The organism is Spirosoma aureum (assembly GCF_011604685.1).
Lineage (GTDB): Bacteria > Bacteroidota > Bacteroidia > Cytophagales > Spirosomataceae > Spirosoma > Spirosoma aureum.
In genome coordinates this window covers 1,317,929-1,336,539 of the sequence record NZ_CP050063.1, presented here as the reverse complement: position 1 = coordinate 1,336,539, position 18,611 = coordinate 1,317,929, and the positions used below count along the sequence as shown (strand labels likewise).

Genomic DNA, 18,611 nt, shown 5'->3' with positions numbered 1-18,611 from the left:
GAGTGGGCAGCAGGCAGTTAGTTGACAGCGTGAATCCTATCCGTGAGCTGCCTGCTCTTTACTGATAAAGCGTGCCTGCATTCACAACAGGGCTAACTGATTTTTCACCACATAATACCACGAGCAGGTTGCTCACCATAGCGGCTTTACGTTCTTCGTCCAGTTCAACGACCCCCTTCTCAGCCAGTCGCGTCAAGGCCATTTCAACCATGCCGACTGCCCCCTCAACTATCTGTTTTCTGGCCGATACAACGGCCGTAGCTTGCTGACGTTGTAGCATCGCACCCGCAATTTCGGGTGCATACGCCAGGTGACTAATGCGTGCTTCCATAACCCGAACACCCGCCTGACTCAATCGCTCATCCAGTTCCTGCTCCAGAAATTTGTTAATCTGACCCGTATTGTCTCGCAACGTAACCGCTTCGTGTTCGTCTTCTATGTTATCATACGCGTGTGAACTCGCCAAAAACCGTACGGCCGCTTCGGACTGGATCTGCACGAAATTTACGTAGTTATCCACATCAAATAATGCCCTTGCTGTATCGGATACCTGCCAGACAACGACAGCCGCAATTTCGATCGGATTTCCCATTTTATCGTTTACTTTCAGGGTCTGCCCGTTCAGGTTCCGGGCGCGCAGGCTAATCTTCTGTTTGCTGTATAACGGATTCACCCATTGCAGGCCCGTTTGCTTGATGGTTCCAACATAATCGCCGAAGAAGGTAGCCGCCAGTCCTTCATTGGGATAAATAATCATAATCCCTTTCAGGATAAAAGCGCCAAGCAAAGACATAAATCCCCCCAGGATGGGGCTGTAAGCAAACAGAAAGACGGCTAATCCAAAACAGCCCAAACCCAGTAGTAAAAACAGATAACCCGAAATCGATGTAAGCTTTTTCTCTTGCATAACCGTAAAATCTAAGGCCAGGAAATGATATCATTTTGATAGTACAATAGTAGCTTGTTTTTCGTTGATTTTCAGTCACTTTTTGTACGAACGGTTGCGTTGATGGATAGACATCACTAAAATGACGGCCAGCAATTCAATCAATAAGTGGCCTGACTACAAGCGCCTGACTCACAAGCAAATTTGTGGCGAAACGTTGTAGATTAACCGAATAAAATGGGGTAGAATAATAGAAGAGTGCCTACCTGATAGCCAGTCAACATAAAACAGCTATAACAAAGGCCATAGGGCCACATCCAGACCCAAAAGATCATGGCTTTCCGAGCTACTTTTAGCCTCTACGTAAGCTACAGCAATTGGAGTGCTTCCTGATTTATACCAATCTTATAAACAGGGGTTTCCTCGTACCGGGAAGCCAAAATAAGCTGGGTATTCTCCATATGAGGAGTAAATAAGTCCCGAAGCAGGTCTGGTGAATTATTGTCTTTTGATAAGTGAGACAGCAGGACATGGCTCATAAACGAAGGTTTATGATTTTTAAATAAATCCAGTGCCTGCTGATTAGAGAGATGCCCTTTATCCCCCCGAACTCTACTTTTTAGATAGTAGGGATAGCTTCCTTTCTCCAGTAACTCATCATCATAATTAGCCTCCAGAAAGGCGGCATGACATTGGCTAAAGTGGTTGATAACGTGTTCGCAAGGCGCGCCAATATCGGTGAGTACCCCTATATTGATACCTTTATACGCAACAAGAAAGCTATGCGGATCGGAGGCATCGTGCTGCTTGGGAAAAGCAGTGACGCAAAGTTCGCCAATCCAGACGGGTTCATACCCCCGTAAGGGTTTAACAGGAAAATCGCGTTGGGGTATTCTTGAATTGTTGAGCGTGCGGGGGGTAATGAAAACAGGCAATTGATATTTCTTGGCCAGTTGCGCAACTCCGCGGATATGGTCGGTATGTTCGTGGGAAATAAAAATGGCCTTCACGGTATGCATGGACAAGCCAAGGCGCAGCATTCGCCTTTCAGTCTCCCGACAGGAAATTCCGGCATCGATTAAAACAGCCTCCTGCTCGTTTCCAACATAATAGCAGTTTCCATTGCTGCCCGAATTTAAGGAGGTAATAAACAATTGCATAGTACTACAAAGAAACAGCTTTTTAGGGATTGTTTCTACTGGCATTTATGACGAAAACAGGAGTTTGCTGAGAATCAGCGGCAATCATTGACGCTTGGTTGTTGCCTTGAGAATAAACTCAACGATCGGTGTTGGATTGGGTAGGCTATGCGGATGATGGCCGATGCCCGGTTTGTGAATTACCTGAATGTCACCTCCACTCTCCCTGACTTTCTGCTCAAAAGGCGCTGTATTCTCACTCAACAGAACCAAATCGTCAGCGTCGCCCACAACATGCAAGAGTGGATAATGGCCTTTTACTATATCGGCAACCTTATCCATCGGATTTCCTTTAAAGGCCATTGCCTGCTCATCAGTTGTTAGCCCAAAATCTTTTTTAAAAATCTCCCAATCGCTCGGACTACCCTTGCCCTGCCCTTTTCCTCCCGGCCAGCTTTTCAGATCGAGCACGGGTGCATCGACGTAGACGCAAGCTACCTTCTCGGGATTTTCGGCGGCCCAGTTATACGCATAAACACCCCCACGACTCAATCCTTCCAGCGCTACTTTTTTAGCTAATCCCGCTTGTTGGGCAAATGCATAAAAATGATTCCAGATAGTCACCGCCTGAGCATTACCGAATAGCTCGGCCACATCGCAGTAGACAACATGAAACCCACGATCCAAGAGCGCAATATCCGTTTGTGGTTCATGCCCCCAGAATCGGGCGCGCCAGATCCAGGGCAGATCTTTCGCTGGTCGTCGTGGTTTAACGACTTTACAGGCTCTTCCTTCAAAGGAAAAATCAGCGCAGTCGTATCCATAGAATGAGGAAACGGTGTACGCTGCCTTTATTTTCGGAAAGAAATCGAAGCCATTTTCTTCCTGCGCATTTATGGTTTCGTATAATCGTTTGGCAATAATTGTTGCGCCCGACGAGTTGGGGTGCAGTTTATCCGGAAATAGCTCCGGGTGATCGACAAAAAGGGAATGCAAATCAATCAGCTCACATTTCTCCTCGAAGGCAATCTGGCGAATTCGGGGCATGATCAGCTTGATTATGGCCTGATCGGTTTGTCGGGTCGTATCAGTCAGAAACGACGCCACCGGTAGTAACAATACGATACGTGGATTGGTCGGCAGCACCTTAAATGACCGAATCAGGGTTTTGTAATCTGTGGCGAAGCTATCGATCTGCAAACGGTAGGGCAACCGACTATCATTTGTTCCGAGCTTGATAAAAACCAGATCAGGACTACTCTCTAAGGCTTCTTTATAGGCAGGAGTCGCCATGTATGAATTTCCCGGCTGGCGAAGTACTGTCCTGCCGCTCACGCCAAAATTCAACACGTCATAGCTGCTGCCTAACAGATTCTGCAATTGGCTGGGATACGAATTTTGTTCCCGATTCTCAATTCCGCTCCCGTAGGTGATGCTATTGCCCACGCAGGCAATCCGTATTTTTTTCTGAGCAACCGCTACAGAATATGACAACACAAAGCAACTTACAACTACGATCAGTCGCGAAAAATGAGAAGTCATAAATCAGAAGGTATATGTATGCACAAGGACGCTATGCGTCTTTCTTACCCAATCAGTCGTTATTCTTATTTATCTAGGCATCTAATTGGGCTTCTGCCGGTCAAAATACTGCCGCATGAACAGCAATTGGTAGTTGACTGCATTGTTCCAGTAGGCCCAGTTATGACCGCCGGGCCGGGTAATGTAATCATGAGCGATGTTGCGTTCCAGAAGCTTCTCGTGAAGGTTGTTATTGACGCGAAAGAAAAAATCCTCACTTCCACAATCAATAATCAACGATAGAGCGCCCGGTGTAAGCAAATGAAGCAGGTTAATGACCGTATTTTGTTCCCAACGTTCCGGAAACTGGGCATACGTTCCCAACCGTTTGGCCATATCCCAATTATTAGGAAATGGCCGGATGTCGACACCGCCACTCATGCTTCCGGCCGCCCCGAAAGCAGTCTGGTGCCGGAATGCCAGGTATAAAGCGCCATGTCCGCCCATGCTTAGCCCCGTAATGGCCCGGCCCGACCGATCTTTAATTGTTTTGTAATGGCTATCGACCCACGCTACCAGTTCACTGGCTACGTAGGTTTCGTACCGGAAGGAAGGGTCGGCAGGGCTATCGTAATACCAGCTGCCAATATTACCATCAGGACACACAATAATCATCTGGTGCAGATCGGCGGCATTGCGAATAGCAGATGCTTTTTTGACCCAGTCACTGTAATTCCCGCCATAGCCGTGTAGCAGGTATAAAACAGGCAGTTCCTTATCATTTGTATAGGTATCCGGGGTCATAATAACGGCCTTGATCGACTTCTTCATCGAAGCACTATAGGTTTCTACCGTGTCAATTTTAGCCGCCTGTACTGATTGATTGACTAAAAACAGAATTCCGAAAGCCAGCAACGTACGCAGATAATGCATTGTGTTAAGGTTTACAAAATGAGTTGCTAAATTAAGCCAGAGATGGCATAGCAAGGAGCAGTGATTTTCGTAAAAAGTGATTCGTCCCGATCAATTTCCCGAAAGTTCACCGTCCCGGCTTTATAGTTTACGCTAACGCGAAAACACATAAAGCCCCTTTCGACTATAGTCTATTCAACCTTATACCTGTAAACGCCAATCCTTTTCACTATTTTTGCGCCCTCAAATAGTGGTCGGTTCTTTCCTTAGGCCGACCGACACATTGACTATCATGCTACTGAGCGAACAAGAAATAAACCGCCGACAAAAACGCGAAGAATTAATACGGATGGGTATCGATCCCTATCCTGCTGCATTATTCGATGTAACAACGACCATTGCCGATATCCGCGCTGCTTTCGACAAGGGCCCAGGAACTGAGATTGCCCCCGAAATGGACCTGTCTGGCGACGAACGCTGGGGAAACGTTCAGCTGGCTGGTCGGCTGATGGGTTTTCGCATTATGGGAAGCGCATCCTTCGCCGAAATTCAGGATTCTACCGGACGGCTTCAGTTTTATTTCCGGCGTGATGACATTTGCCCTGGCGAAGACAAAACGCAGTATAACACGGTATTTAAGAAACTGCTTGACATCGGCGATATTATTGGTGTTCGTGGGCATGTTTTCTCGACCAAAACCGGCGAACTGTCGGTTTACGTGAATGAGTTCAAGGTCTTGAATAAGTCGCTGCGGCCCCTCCCCGTAGTGAAAGAAGTGGTGAACGAGAAAGGCGAAAAGGAAACCTTTGATGCTTTTACGGACGCTGAACAACGCTACCGGCAGCGCTACGTTGATCTGATCGTGAACCCGCATGTGCGCGATGTGTTCGTGAAGCGAACCAAGCTGGTCAATTCAATTCGTCAGTTCCTGAGCCAGAAAGGTTATCTGGAGGTCGAAACACCGATTCTTCAACCAATTCATGGTGGAGCAGCGGCACGGCCATTCCGTACGCATCACAACTCGCTCGACATGACGCTTTATATGCGGATTGCCAACGAGTTGTACCTGAAACGACTCATTGTAGGCGGCTATGATGGGGTATTCGAGTTTGCCAAAGATTTCAGGAATGAGGGGATGGACCGAACTCATAATCCTGAATTTACGCAGGTGGAGTTTTACGTTGCCTATAAAGATTATCTCTGGATGATGGACACCATCGAGGAAATGGTCGAAAAAGTGGCGTTAGACGTGGCCGGAACGACGAAAGTGACCGTTGGCGACAACGTTATCGACTTCAAACGCCCCTGGAAACGCCTGACTATGTTCGAAGCCATTCAGGAATATACGGGTGTTGACGTGTCGGACATGGAAGAAGCGGAACTCCGGCAGGTAGCCGAAGGTCGCGGAATCAAGGTCGACAGCACAATGGGCAAATCGAAATTGATCGATGAACTCTTTGGTGACGCCTGCGAACCCAATCTGATTCAGCCGACATTCATTACCGACTACCCGGTTGAAATGTCGCCCCTTACCAAAAAGCACCGGAGCAAGCCAGGACTGGTCGAACGTTTCGAAGCTATCTGTAATGGGAAAGAGATTGCCAACGCCTATTCTGAGCTAAACGACCCGCTTGATCAGCGCGAACGCTTCGAAGAGCAACTGCGGCTGGCCGAACGGGGCGATGAGGAGGCAATGGCACTGGACGAAGATTTTCTGCGGGCTCTTGAATACGGAATGCCGCCAACGGCGGGCGTTGGCCTGGGCATCGATCGGCTAACGATGATCATGACCAACCAACCCTCCATTCAGGACGTACTCTTTTTCCCACAGATGCGCCCCGAAAAGAAACTGGAGCAATCGGATGAGAGTGACTTTGTGGCGGCTGGCGTTCCGGCAGAATGGATACCAGCTGTGCAAAAGCTTGGTTTTCTGACCGTTGAGCAACTCCGCACCGCTAACCCCAATAAACTCTTTAACGATTTGGGGGGTGTACGCAAAAAGCTCAAACTGGAAGTTCCGATGCCCAATATCGCCGACGTTCGTAGTTGGACGGGGCAATAAGGGCAAACCGGCACTACCAGAGTTATAGATAAGCCTTTTGCTGAGAAGCGTGCCACGGTTTTTATGAGTTCGATTAAGAACCGTGGCACGCTTCTCAGCAAAAGGACTCATTGAAAAACCCCGCTCAGATATTGGGCGGGGTTTGTTATTCCGTGGTCAGAGGAGAAGGTTTAATAATCTGACTCAATTTTTTTCACTTTTACAGCGTTGAGGCCTTTTTTGCCATCAACAACTTCGAACTGCACCCGGTCCTTTTCGCGGATGGTGATACCATTGAGACCCGTAATGTGGACAAAAATGTCACGATTGGAATCATCCTCAACGATAAACCCGTAGCCTTTGCTTTCGTTGAAAAACTTTACTACACCTGTTTGCATAAAACTAAAAAAAATTAAACTAATTAAACATACAAAGGGACAGAGAGTAACAAAGGACGCGAAACAGGCACCAAAGCATACAGCAGAGATAATACTTGGCTGAAACTCAACGGACTTTGTTGACAATAGCAAGCCAGTAGTTTAAATAACCACTGCCCACGCTACAACACAAAGTAAATAAATTTGTTCCAAATTCAAGGCGAAAAGCACCTATTTTTAGGTAGTTTTACCCGATATATTGCGTTTTTCTGTGTAAACGGCAAACAATCTATTGATTTCGTTCGTTAGCTTTGTTATAGCAGTATTAGCGTATAAACTTTTAGAGCCATACGCCAGCTGAAATAGTATGGATAAACTTAGGTATTTTGTCGAGAAACAGGCATTTGGGGTCTGCTCGTTACTGGGAGAGAAAATGAACATCTCGGCCAGCAGCATCCGGCTGTACTTTATCTACACCTCGTTTCTAACGTTAGGATCGCCCGTTGTCCTTTATTTAATTCTGGCCTTCTGGATGGAAATGAACAAGCATCTTCGCCGGCATGCTCATCCAACCATCTGGGAACTGTAAATTACTGAGTAGTTTCAGTTTCCCGGAACTAACCTAACGATTGTCAGTTTTGAGAAACTGACGACACATCGCGCATCTCCTTAAATAGCCTCTCCCCTTTCATAAAGTAGGACCAGACAATGCTGTGCGGATACAGAACAGCATCGGCTTTCTGTTGCTGCAGCAAAACTTTGCGTTGCCTGTGTAACTCCGGCAAATGGCGATAAAAAGCAAAGTGCGCCCGGATAATCGCCAACACATCGCGCCATTGCCCTACTTTCAGGAAAAGCAGCGACGACACGCCATCCAATACGAGCCGTAGTAGAAATTTTCCCCACAACCAGCCATCGGCAGGCCAGTTCTTATACAACATGAACAGGCTGTTTCGGTAATTCAGGTAGGTTTTTTGGGGATTCGATTTATGGAGCGTACCACCACCCACATGATAAACTGTCGATTGGCCACATGCCCAAACCTGGTAACCAAGCCGCTGCAATCGCCAGCATAGGTCTATTTCTTCCATGTGGGCAAAGAACGATGCATCGAAACCGCCAACCTGATGAAATAAATCGGCACGTACGAACAGACAGGCGCCCGTTGCCCAGAAAACCTGCCGATTATCGTCGTATTGCCCATGATCGGTTTCGAATGTAGCAAAAATACGCCCCCGGCAAAAAACATAACCAAGCCAGTCGACAAAGCCACCAGCCGCGCCCGCATGTTCGAACTGGTCGCGCTGGCTATACGAACGGATTTTGGGCTGACACGCTGCTATCTGTGGATTTGCCTCCAATAGTGATAATATGGGCGAGATCCAGCCGGGTGTTACTTCAATATCTGAATTGGGGAGAACATAGTACCTGGCTCCACCGTAGTGAGTCCGAATGTACTCAAGGGCCATATTGTAACCACCGGCATAGCCACCGTTATAAGGTAGTTCAATCAGACGAACATTGGGGAAAGTAGCCCGAACATAGGCTACGGAATGATCTGTCGAGGCACTATCGGCGACATAAACCGGGTACCCTTCAGCATAGGAAAGTACTATCGGAAGAAACTTGGCTAAGAAAGATTGACCGTTATAATTAAGAATGACAATTGCGAGGGTATCCAAAATTAATTTGCAGTTTGCAGTTTGCAGTTTTACAGTTGCAGGAAGTAAACCGACTGTAAACTGCAAACTTAAACACTTTACCCCATTAGCCCGTCCAGGTTGAGGCCGGGAATATTTGGTAATAGTCCTTCAGTAGCTTTTCGGAGGTGTTCACGAGCTTTGACTTCGACATTGGCCATTGCCTTATTGGTGGCAGCTACGATCAAATCCTGTAACATTTCCCGGTCTTCGGCCGGAGATTTGATCAGATCAGGGTCTATCTCAATTTTCAGAACATTTTTTAAGCCATTGACCGTGACTTTAACCAGCCCTGCCCCCGACTCGCCCGTTTCGGTAACGGCGCTAAGGCTCTGCTGAGCATCCTGCATCCGAGACTGCACTTCCTTCATTTTTCCGAACATATCCATCATAGCGGTATCTTTTAAGGGATTCTGGGCGTTTACATTTTGACGTCGAACAGCAAAAATCAGTCATCTGCCGTTGTCTAACGTACTAATAACAACGCACCGTTACGGACAGTTTTCTGATCGGTAAAATCTATTACTTCAACCCGGTACATATACTGCCCGGCATTGGCGGGTTGCCCGTTAATCGTGCCATCCCAACCCTGGTTTCGATCGGTCGTTGTAAAGATTACTTCACCCCATCGACTGAAAATTGTCAGCCTGAATTTATCAAAGAAAGTTCCCCTTATCAGAAACGTATCATTAACTCCATCGCCATTTGGTGTAAAGGCATCGGGCGCAAAGATTTTAGGGTCGCGCCTTAATGTAAAGAAATTCGAATAACTAATCACCCCATCAGCCGATTGGGCAACGACCCGGTATTGCTGCGATTGCAGATTTGGATCGTTCGGGTCAGGTTCATAATGTGTATTACCGCCAAGTATGATTGTCTTGCTTATGTTATTGACAGAATCGACTACTTCAAGCGAATAACTGGCTACGTTGCCCGGAGAAAAGGGCGAGCCGGTTGTCCAGTCAAGACCCGTTGGCGACTGCGACGATAAAAAGACCGAACAAACAGTTTCCGACGGAGCCGATACCTGCCCACAGTTATTCTGATAAGTCAGCTGATAACAATAGGAACCTGCCGACGCATCGGCGCTCTCGTCAGTAAATGTGTTTTTAGATGTTGTTCCAACGACCTGAAACGGACCTGACGGGCTACTTGCCCGGCTTATTGTCATTGTATAACTAGTCGATGTATTGGTCGTAGGCAAGGCCGCAATTAAAAAGGGATGGTTATTTTGAACGGTAACTAAAATATCACCAAAATTTCCTGGCTTTTCGGTATTCGTTCCTGTTACGCAGGCTTGCGCCGATTTAATAATGGTCTGGCCAACCGTTGCTTCCAGCGAATAGCAATATTGTACTCCGCATTCTATTTTATTATTATCTGTATAAGCGGTGGTGGTCCTATTAGGAACAGTACCCGCCTGCCCACTACCCTTATAAATTCGATAGGCCCGGAAGGTGTTTGAAGCAGATGTAGAGCCTGCGTAAGCCTGCCAGGAAAGATCATTTTGTTTGTTACCCGCTTTCGCTTCCAGCACCAGGCTACATACCTGTTCAGATTTAATGCCAACCGAATTATCGCAGGCATCCTGATACTGCAATTGAAAACATTGAACCTGTTTGGCATCCGTCTGGACAGTAAACGTGCCCGAGCCGGTACCCGTTTGCCCGCTTGCCGTAAAGATACCGGAAGCATCTTTTTGCAACAATTGAACAGGTATGGTAGCATCAGACTGATATTTTAGTGATATGGAGTTATCACTCTTTACCGTTAATTCATTGATAATGGGCGCCGACGGAGTAGATACGGGCCGTATCAGAGCACTTTCCACGGGTGGTTGACACGCAACTGGGGCATTATAAAGCCCCTGCACAGTTACTGTATACGACGATCCAGCTCCAGTATAGGTATGAGTCGGCTGGGCAGCCATCTCGGCCCGTGTTTTTTGTTCCCGTACACCGTCACCCCAGTATACTTCATATTTGTCGTATTGCCCAAGCGTAGCCTGATCAGGCACGATAACGGCTTTCCGCCCGGAGCATAGTTTAACTGTAAACTTAACTGGGTCAACGGCTAATACCGTAACGACTTTACAGGCAATTGATCCTGAGCCAGCACTGCCAACCTGTATAATCGTGTAGGAACCTGGTTTCGTATAGCCGGAATAAGTAACCAGATTTGTAGGAGTCAGTGGTATACCTTTTCCGCTGTACTCATAATTATATCCGGCATTGACAACATTCGGCTGTACGGCTGTTATTCTAACCGTCTCCCCAAGACAGATCCTGTCTTTTTCCAGCGTGAATCCACCTTCGGCTGTTCCTTTTCGGTCTACACAGTAGTTATTGTTAGGGTCCTGCGCCTGTGCCACTAAACCTATAACCAAAAACAAGCCGGTCCAGAAAGCGGATAGCCATCTGGCTTTCACCCCAATTTCAATCGGCCACATTCGTAAAATTCGCACAAGGGTAAAGTTTTTTTCAATGATGAAATAAGACGGTTTCTATTCCTAAAAACGCCATAACGGACATTTTCGCGTCCAGCGAAACGTATCTTTCCCAAAAACAGTTTTGAGTATAAAAGTAAGTAGTTTTGGGCATTCAATAGACTAAAAAATCCAGAACTATAAACGCATAAGCTAAAAGTTGGCACAGTTCCGCCTACACGCATCGACCAAACCAATGAGCAATAATAATACCAACATTACCGGAACCGAATCAGGGAATCAGCCCGAACTGGATGCTATTCGACTGGATCGTATTGAAGATGCTATCGCTGATATTAAGGCGGGCAAAATCGTATTGGTAGTGGACGACGAAGATCGCGAGAATGAAGGCGATATGATTTGCGCGGCCGAAATGATCACGCCTGAAATGGTCAATTTCATGGTTCGTGAAGGTCGTGGCCTTATGTGCGCTCCTCTTACTCAGGAGCGTTGCGATGAACTTGGATTAGACATGATGGTGACCAGCAACACCTCTGTTCATACGACCCCCTTCACCGTTTCTGTCGATTTGCTGGGTAATGGCTGTACGACTGGCATCTCGGCTTCCGATCGCGCCAAGACCATCCGGGCGCTGGTTGATCCCGCCACTACGCCCGAAGATCTGGGCCGACCAGGGCACATTTTTCCGTTGCGCTCGGCCGAAGGAGGAGTCATTCGCCGGGCAGGTCATACCGAAGCCGCCATCGATCTGGCCCGGCTGGCAGGGCTGGCACCCGCAGGCGTTCTGATCGAAGTTTTGAACGAAGACGGCACTATGGCCCGTCTGCCGCAATTGCGCGTTATGGCCGATCGTTTTGGCATGAAACTGGTTAGTATTCAGGATTTAATTGAATACCGGCTGCGAACCGAGACCCTGATTCGGCGCGAAATTGGCGTGGATATGCCTACGGAATGGGGCCACTTCGATCTGATTGCCTATAAACAAAGCAATACGGGTGACACACACCTTGCCCTGGTAAAAGGCACCTGGGAGCCCAACGAACCCGTTCTGGTACGTGTCCACTCTTCCTGCGTTACGGGCGATATTTTTGGTTCATGCCGCTGCGACTGTGGTCAGCAACTTCACGCAGCCATGGAAATGGTTGAAGCGGAAGGCAAGGGCGTTGTGGTCTATATGTTTCAGGAAGGCCGGGGAATTGGTCTGCTCAATAAGCTCAAGGCCTATAAACTACAGGAAATGGGCCGCGATACTGTTGAGGCTAACCTTGAACTTGGTCTGCCAATGGATTCCCGCGATTACGGCGTTGGTGCTCAGATACTTCGCGATCTGGGCATCCGGAAACTCCGGCTCATCTCGAATAATCCTAAAAAACGGGCAGGCTTAATGGGTTATGGTCTGGAGATCGTTGACACCGTTCCGATCGAAATTCCATCCAATCCCTACAACGAGCGGTATCTACGCACCAAGCGTGACAAGATGGGCCACACGATCATGAATGAGCCCATTAATGAAGAACAATAAGTAGTGTTCGGATTTCAGTAAGCAGTTCATTGTAGGCTACTTACTGAAATCCGCATACTGTTTATCTGAACCCGCCTGTGTCATAGAAACTCCGACGGCGGCTTAGTTTGAGTTCCTGAAGAATGGCAGACCGCACCCGCAGGTCAAACGAGTAGTTACCCGACCGAATATTACTGCCCGAATAAGGAGTCCAGTTAAAGGCCATTTCCCAGCAATGCAGATCACGATTAATGCCAATGGTTGTCAGCGTCGGGCTGTTGAACTGGAAATCATAACCGGTGTTGAATGTAATTTTCCATTTAGGCGTCAGACTTAAATCTCCCGTTAGGGTAAGGGCCTGAATCACCTGCGAAATTTCGGGCGTCAGCTTGGTTAGCCCAAAGGTATAGCTGATATTGAGCGACCAGGGAATCGTAAAATCAACGTATAATTCAGGGTTGTTATTGATTGACTTTAGGGTCGCGTCAGTAGCATTCGGGCTGGTTTTCTTTTTGTCGGCTTGCTTGGGAGCCAGGCGCGTACTCACATAGGCCTGGAGGTTGGTCAGCCGTGCCAGGCCCTGTCCATCCTGAAAGGCATACAGATTTGGCACACGAGCGAACTGCTGATCGCTGTAGCCAATTGTTCGCAGAAGGAGTTGCGAATAGGTATCGGGCGGAATCGCCGTTGAACCCGATGTAGCGGCTAACAGTGCATAATAGGCCGTTCCGCCGTAAGGGCGCGATGCGTAGGGATCGAACGTAGACGAGAAGTTAAAGCTAACATTCTTGAAAATCTGCGTATTGGCGCTGATTGAAATGGGCGACAGTTTATAATCGGGCGCGAGCAGATTATAGCTCCCGTTGATACTGATGTTATCAAAAATTGGAATCTTCTTAAAGTCCTGCCCCGCCGAATCACCCCGCGTTCGCACCTTCATCTCCAGCTGGTTCACGATGCCAAACGTAATAAAGGCCGATTCGGTGCTACTGCTGGAACCGCTACCGCCCAACCCACGAAATACCGATAGCGTCCGGCGGTATTCGGGCAGACTCGCGAGACTTCCTTCGCCGGATAAAACCTGAAACTGGCCAAATGATGGATTGGTAAAGTCAGGAACATAGCTGAAAGAAATGGAAGGCGCTACCGTATGACGAATGGCTTCAATACGCTTTCCCCGGATGAAATACGTGCCATAGAAGCGCGTGTTCATACTCACGTTAGCCGAAAAATTATAGGACGGGAAGAAACCCCGCATCGTGTCGATCCGAACCTTATTCCGATCCGATAAATACAGCCCCGTAGCTGGGTCGATTGCTACTGTGTTTTGGTAACCTAAATACGTGTACTTGAGCTTCTTGGTATAAATGCTACCCTGTAATGAAAACCCTGGCGTGAGGTTTATGTAGCGAAGAAGTTTAAAGTTCGGTAATGAAATAGGAATGCTGTAATTAGCCTGAATGGTACGATTTTGCCAGATCCGGTTCAGGTTCTGCATGTTAAATGCAATCAGGTTCGGATCGGGTTCTGGTACGCCATTTCGGATAGCCGTTGCCCGCGCAATACTGTCCAATGCCCGCTGGACACTGCTGATTGTTCTTAGGTCTGTAACAACGGGAAAGCCCAAACCACTGGTATCGACCTGCGTGCGGATGGTGTTACTGATACCGATGGAACCGCTAACGTCTAGTCCAACGCGGAAGCTTTCATACCAACGCCCTGTTCCCCCTTTAAGTGCAAAGGGCGCAATCTGATTGATACCGAAGTTGAAATCCGAAGACACATCCGTTTTACCATTTTCACGAATGAGCGTTTGTGGGTTTACCTGCCCAAACTGCTGGTTTACCCGGATGTTAGCGCCCGCCCGTGCATACTGCCCGAACTGGCGGCTATACTGCACCGACGACCCCGCCACGTTGGAGATATAAGCGTTGCTGCCTGTGCCGGAGTTAAATTGGTTATAGCTGTTGCTACTGACGTTAACATTGGCCGAAAAGCTCCCTCGCCCCCGAGGCACAGGTGAGTGCGACCATGTAAACGAGAAGTCATTCCGGGGCGTCTGAGAGGTATCCACCCGGTCGCCGGAGCGGTTGCGATTAAAGGCCAGGTTCACACTACCGCTGTACCGATAGCGCTTGTTATAGGCTGATGCAACCCCCAGTCCCCAGCTTCCTCTCGAATAAATCTGCCCTTTGAACTGTAGCCCAAGATTTTCACTGACGGCCCAGTAATATCCCCCATCCCGAAGATAATACCCGCGTCCATTCGGTTCTTCGCCATAGGTTGGCACCAGGATACCGGATACGCCAATGTCTTTTTTCTTTGGAAACGGAAAGAAACCAAACGGGAGGCCAAGCGGCAACGGTATCTGATTAATGACCAGATTAAATGGCCCCGCCACTACCTGTTTGTTGTGAACGACCTTTAATTTGCTGGCATTGATGTGAAAGTGCGGTGTCTCCAGATTACAGGTCGTGTAAATCGCTTTACCGATGTACAGATTATCTTCAGCATCTTTCTTTACGTTCTGCCCGCGAACATTCCCTTCGCCCTGCTGCGTAATGACGCCCTGTATCTTCCCTTTTTTGGATTTGAAATTATAGCGGATCTCTTTGGTGTCATATTTCCCTTCGCCATCCTGAAAAACAGGTCGGCCAATCCATTTTTTTGACGTTGAATCATACCGACCTTTAGCGTATACCTCGTTAGTAATATAATTCAGACGTATATATTCTGCCTTGAGGGAGATATCGCCATAAATAACGCTGGCTTCCCCAAACAATTCGACTGTTTGTCCATCTGCAGCATAGATCGTTGAATCTTTGGCCTGATACTTGACAGTGGTTGCAAAAGAGTCAGCACTTTTGAGCGAGTCGGCTTTGGCAGTGTCACCGGCAGCAATCCGGGCAGAGTCAGGCGCAATAACCGTGTTGCTCTGCGGACGAACAATATTGGGTGATACAATGCCCGGACGGATCTGGGTTTTACCGACCGGAACCGTTTGCGAACGAGGAATGGTTGCGATTGCCGTCTTGCTGGCTGGCGTTGTGGTGGTGCTGGTTGGTGAAACGGACGTAGGATTGTTGGCCGATGAGCGCGCTGCGGGCGTACTTCCTGTTGGCCCAACAGTGGGTGTATCAGCAGGGCGCTGCACAGACGTAGTAACTGGTGGTATTACTTGCTGACTTCCGACAGATTGCGACCGAACGGCTGGAGTCGTTTTAATCGATCGGGACCGTAGGCTATCTTTTTTAACGGCTACACGATTTGGTTGACGACCTTTGAGTGTATCGCGCACTAGTTTGGTCGATCGGGTTGCGCGGTTAATTGGATTAGACGATGAAGTATTCGCCTGAGGTTTAGTAGCTTGCGTAGAAGCGGACCGTGACAAACCAGCCCCCAGCCGATTTAGAACAGCCGATGGTGGGTTCAATGCACGGTTCAAATTACTTGCTTTGATCGCGTCTGTTGTCGTGGTGGCTGCCAGAGGTCGCGTTGATTTAACCGATGGAGAAACCAGCTTCCGTTTTGTCGCAGCAGGGCCTGTGGGTATAGTGTCTTTAACCGATCGCTTAAGCGTCGGCTGGCTCTGCCCCAGTGCGCTGAACGACAGGACTGTCCAAAGGAAGCAGATTACAACTCGTATGAGCGGGGACCGTAAAATAAAGTGTCCTTTTTTGAGTTTTATCAAAAAAATTATATTTGCCATAGCGGTACTAAACCCATGGCTTACAAAGGTATTCACGAACAGTTATCCCGCTATCGCCTTGAAACGTTTTCAGCTGTTAAAAATTATTAAATCAACACGTGTTCGGTTCACGTTCCCGGCTCCCGGAAAAGTGACAACATTACTGTTGGTAGCCCTGCCATTGCTGGCACTCACTGTACTTCCTGCTCCCACTGCTTTAATGCAGGATCTGAATCAGGATACAGCTCGTCGGGCTGGTACCCAAGAACCCGAAGTTTCTGCCAATGCTCCCAACCAAGTTCGTACAATTGTACTTGACGCGGGGCACGGCGGCAAAGATCCGGGTACTCATGGTCGTTACGCCAAAGAAAAAACGATCAACTTAAATTTGATTCTGCAATTAGGGCGTAAAATTAAGGATAAGTATCCAAACGTACGGGTCATTTATACGCGGACTTCGGACCATTTCGTCGATTTATACGAACGGGGTGCCATTGCAAACCGCAATCGGGCCGATTTATTTATTTCCATTCACTGCAACGCCAGCCCGTCCAGCAGCCGGGTCTATGGCACCGAAACCTATACATTGGGTCTGCATAGAACCCAAAGTAACCTCGACGTGGCACGGCGCGAAAATGCCGTAATTCTACAGGAAAAGAATTACCAGCAAACTTATAAGGGCTTTAATCCGAACTCGCCCTTAGCAACCATTATGCTGGCTAATTATCAACACGCATTTATAGCCAGCAGCATAAATTTTGCCGAAAAGCTGGAGCGTAGTTTCCGCCAGAATGCCAGCCGGAAGAGTAATGGGGTTAAACAGGCAGGTTTTATTGTGCTCTGGAAAACTACAATGCCCAGCGTTCTGATCGAAAGTGGTTATTTGACCAATCCAGATGAGGAAGATTACCTACGGTCAGAAGAAGGTCAGGAAGAAATTACCACTGCCATCTGTAAAGCCTTTGCTCAATATAAGCAGGAGATTGAAGCGGAGGGGTAAGGTTATAACAAGCCCTTGACAGCTTCAATGGGGAGTGTACAATCTACACGAATTAATTGATTATCAACACCACTCACTGCTCGCTGTAGACCATCTACAGAAGGCTACTAATTACCTACTTTCAACCGTTCATGGAAAATCCCATCTTCGCGGGACAAACGGCCGCTAAAGTTGGTTATACCTTCAATCAAATTGATTGGCGAGGCCCAAAGGGTTGTTCTCCTTCTCACACGCATGAAAATTTCTAAGGAAGTAAAGGTTGGTTTGCTTGCCGTCATCTCCCTGATGATGCTCTATTTCGGATTCGAATTTTTGAAAGGTTCTGACTTTTTCTCTACTACCCGCAAGTATCAGGTCATTTACGATAATATTGATGGGCTAACAGCATCCAACCCAGTACGTATCAATGGGTTATCGGTTGGTCAGGTTAAGCGCATCGAGATTTTACAGGAACAGGGCAACAAATTGCTTGTCACTCTTGAGCTTCGAAATGACATTCGTGTGACGAAAGGGTCAAAAGCCATTCTGGCCGATGATGGTTTGCTGGGCGGGAAAAATATCATGCTCAGCATAAATCCCGGAGCGCCGGAAATAGAAGATGGTGGCAAACTGGTTGCAGCTAAAGAATCGGGACTTTCCTCGCTAATCCGGGAAAAAACATTACCCGTATTAAACAACGTTGATTCGCTGACCTACCAGTTAAACCGGGTGGTGGCTCAGTTCGACCAAACGGGTGTTGTGCTTAATCAAACGCTAAAAAGCGCTAATGCTGCGGTTGGCGCGCTTGGCCTGACTGTTGCCGAGAACCGTGCTGGTTTACAGGCAACGCTGGCAAACGTTAACCGATTGTCGGCATCACTGATCGAAACCGAGAAGCAACTCAAGCCTATTCTGGCCAAAGCCGACACATTTGCCGATTCGCTTCAGGGGCTTCAATTGAAGCAAACACTCGTCAGTGTCAACAAAACGATCGAAAATCTGCAACATATTCTGGGTGACATTACTAGCGGACGCGGTTCTTTAGGTAAATTAACATCCGATGAAGCGCTCTACAGTAACGTCAACAAAACTACGGCCAGCCTGGAAAAACTCCTGACCGACCTGCGTGAGAATCCCAAACGATACGTGCATTTCTCGCTCTTTGGCCGGAAAGACAAGGCTATCACTACACCAACTGGTAGCACGACAATAACTACGTCGACGGTCGTTCCAACTCCTGCCGATTCAACTACTAAGTAGCCAAGCAGGCTTGCCAGTCTGCCGATGTTGTCACTTGTATCCGCATTGGGATTAAAACGCATACACGTCAGTCAGTAAGAATTTTCGTATGCTTGCATTTACGAACTGAATTTTCGTGTGATTCTCCAAACTGTTCGCGCGTGAGACCACAGCGGTATGCT

General features: G+C 47.8%; 14 protein-coding genes. 5 read left to right on the top strand and 9 right to left on the bottom strand.

From position 1 onward, the window contains the following. Window positions 1-58: 58 nt before the first annotated feature. The 4 genes from G8759_RS05435 to G8759_RS05420 form a co-directional block, all read right to left on the bottom strand. Window positions 59-907 carry an SPFH domain-containing protein gene (locus tag G8759_RS05435; RefSeq protein WP_167205942.1) on the bottom strand — a complete coding sequence of 283 codons (849 nt, stop codon included), beginning with the start codon at window positions 905-907 and terminating at the stop codon, window positions 59-61. A 347-nt stretch (window positions 908-1,254) separates the two neighbouring features. After that, window positions 1,255-2,046 (bottom strand): MBL fold metallo-hydrolase, encoded by a 792-nt coding sequence (locus G8759_RS05430; RefSeq protein WP_167205940.1) that lies wholly within the window; start codon window positions 2,044-2,046, stop codon window positions 1,255-1,257. 84 nt (window positions 2,047-2,130) lie between these two features. Beyond that, the gene (locus tag G8759_RS05425) at window positions 2,131-3,567 is read right to left on the bottom strand and encodes a GDSL-type esterase/lipase family protein (RefSeq protein WP_167205938.1); all 1,437 of its coding nucleotides are present in this window, start codon (window positions 3,565-3,567) and stop codon (window positions 2,131-2,133) included. An 81-nt stretch (window positions 3,568-3,648) separates the two neighbouring features. Beyond that, complete coding sequence (locus G8759_RS05420) at window positions 3,649-4,479, bottom strand: alpha/beta hydrolase (RefSeq protein ID WP_167205936.1); 831 nt, start codon at window positions 4,477-4,479, stop codon at window positions 3,649-3,651. A gap of 271 nt (window positions 4,480-4,750) precedes the next feature. On the opposite strand from G8759_RS05420, the gene lysS reads away from it, so the two are divergent. Next, window positions 4,751-6,520 carry a lysine--tRNA ligase gene (gene lysS / locus G8759_RS05415; protein ID WP_167205934.1) on the top strand — a complete coding sequence of 590 codons (1,770 nt, stop codon included), beginning with the start codon at window positions 4,751-4,753 and terminating at the stop codon, window positions 6,518-6,520. A 170-nt stretch (window positions 6,521-6,690) separates the two neighbouring features. Here lysS and G8759_RS05410 read toward each other — a convergent pair whose 3' ends face one another. After that, window positions 6,691-6,897, bottom strand: coding sequence for a cold-shock protein (locus G8759_RS05410; protein WP_162391015.1), 207 nt, complete (start codon window positions 6,895-6,897; stop codon window positions 6,691-6,693). A 346-nt stretch (window positions 6,898-7,243) separates the two neighbouring features. Between G8759_RS05410 and G8759_RS05405 the strand changes: the two genes are divergently transcribed. Further along, a complete protein-coding gene (locus tag G8759_RS05405; RefSeq protein WP_164035161.1) occupies window positions 7,244-7,465 on the top strand; it encodes a PspC domain-containing protein in 222 nt (73 codons plus the stop codon). Window positions 7,466-7,508: 43 nt separating this feature from the next. On the opposite strand, the gene G8759_RS05400 is transcribed toward G8759_RS05405, so the two are convergent. From G8759_RS05400 to G8759_RS05390, 3 genes are all read right to left on the bottom strand, one after another. Beyond that, window positions 7,509-8,558, bottom strand: coding sequence for a glycosyltransferase family 2 protein (locus G8759_RS05400; protein WP_167205933.1), 1,050 nt, complete (start codon window positions 8,556-8,558; stop codon window positions 7,509-7,511). 77 nt (window positions 8,559-8,635) lie between these two features. Further along, window positions 8,636-8,968 carry a YbaB/EbfC family nucleoid-associated protein gene (locus G8759_RS05395; RefSeq protein WP_162391012.1) on the bottom strand — a complete coding sequence of 111 codons (333 nt, stop codon included), beginning with the start codon at window positions 8,966-8,968 and terminating at the stop codon, window positions 8,636-8,638. Between the two features lie 74 nt (window positions 8,969-9,042). Then, window positions 9,043-11,040 carry a T9SS type B sorting domain-containing protein gene (locus G8759_RS05390; RefSeq protein WP_167205930.1) on the bottom strand — a complete coding sequence of 666 codons (1,998 nt, stop codon included), beginning with the start codon at window positions 11,038-11,040 and terminating at the stop codon, window positions 9,043-9,045. Between the two features lie 217 nt (window positions 11,041-11,257). Here G8759_RS05390 and G8759_RS05385 point away from each other — a divergent pair, with 217 nt between their 5' ends. After that, on the top strand, window positions 11,258-12,544 hold the full coding sequence (locus tag G8759_RS05385) for a bifunctional 3,4-dihydroxy-2-butanone-4-phosphate synthase/GTP cyclohydrolase II (RefSeq protein ID WP_167205928.1): 1,287 nt from the start codon (window positions 11,258-11,260) through the stop codon (window positions 12,542-12,544). Window positions 12,545-12,605: 61 nt separating this feature from the next. On the opposite strand, the gene G8759_RS05380 is transcribed toward G8759_RS05385, so the two are convergent. Then, window positions 12,606-16,232 carry a putative LPS assembly protein LptD gene (locus G8759_RS05380; protein ID WP_232074139.1) on the bottom strand — a complete coding sequence of 1,209 codons (3,627 nt, stop codon included), beginning with the start codon at window positions 16,230-16,232 and terminating at the stop codon, window positions 12,606-12,608. A 130-nt stretch (window positions 16,233-16,362) separates the two neighbouring features. Between G8759_RS05380 and G8759_RS05375 the strand changes: the two genes are divergently transcribed. Continuing rightward, window positions 16,363-17,211, top strand: a complete 849-nt coding sequence (locus G8759_RS05375) for an N-acetylmuramoyl-L-alanine amidase family protein (RefSeq protein WP_162392027.1) — start codon at window positions 16,363-16,365, stop codon at window positions 17,209-17,211. A gap of 234 nt (window positions 17,212-17,445) precedes the next feature. Further along, entirely contained in the window at window positions 17,446-18,450 is a 1,005-nt protein-coding gene (locus G8759_RS05370) for an MlaD family protein (RefSeq protein ID WP_167205924.1), read from the top strand. Window positions 18,451-18,611 lie beyond the last annotated feature (161 nt).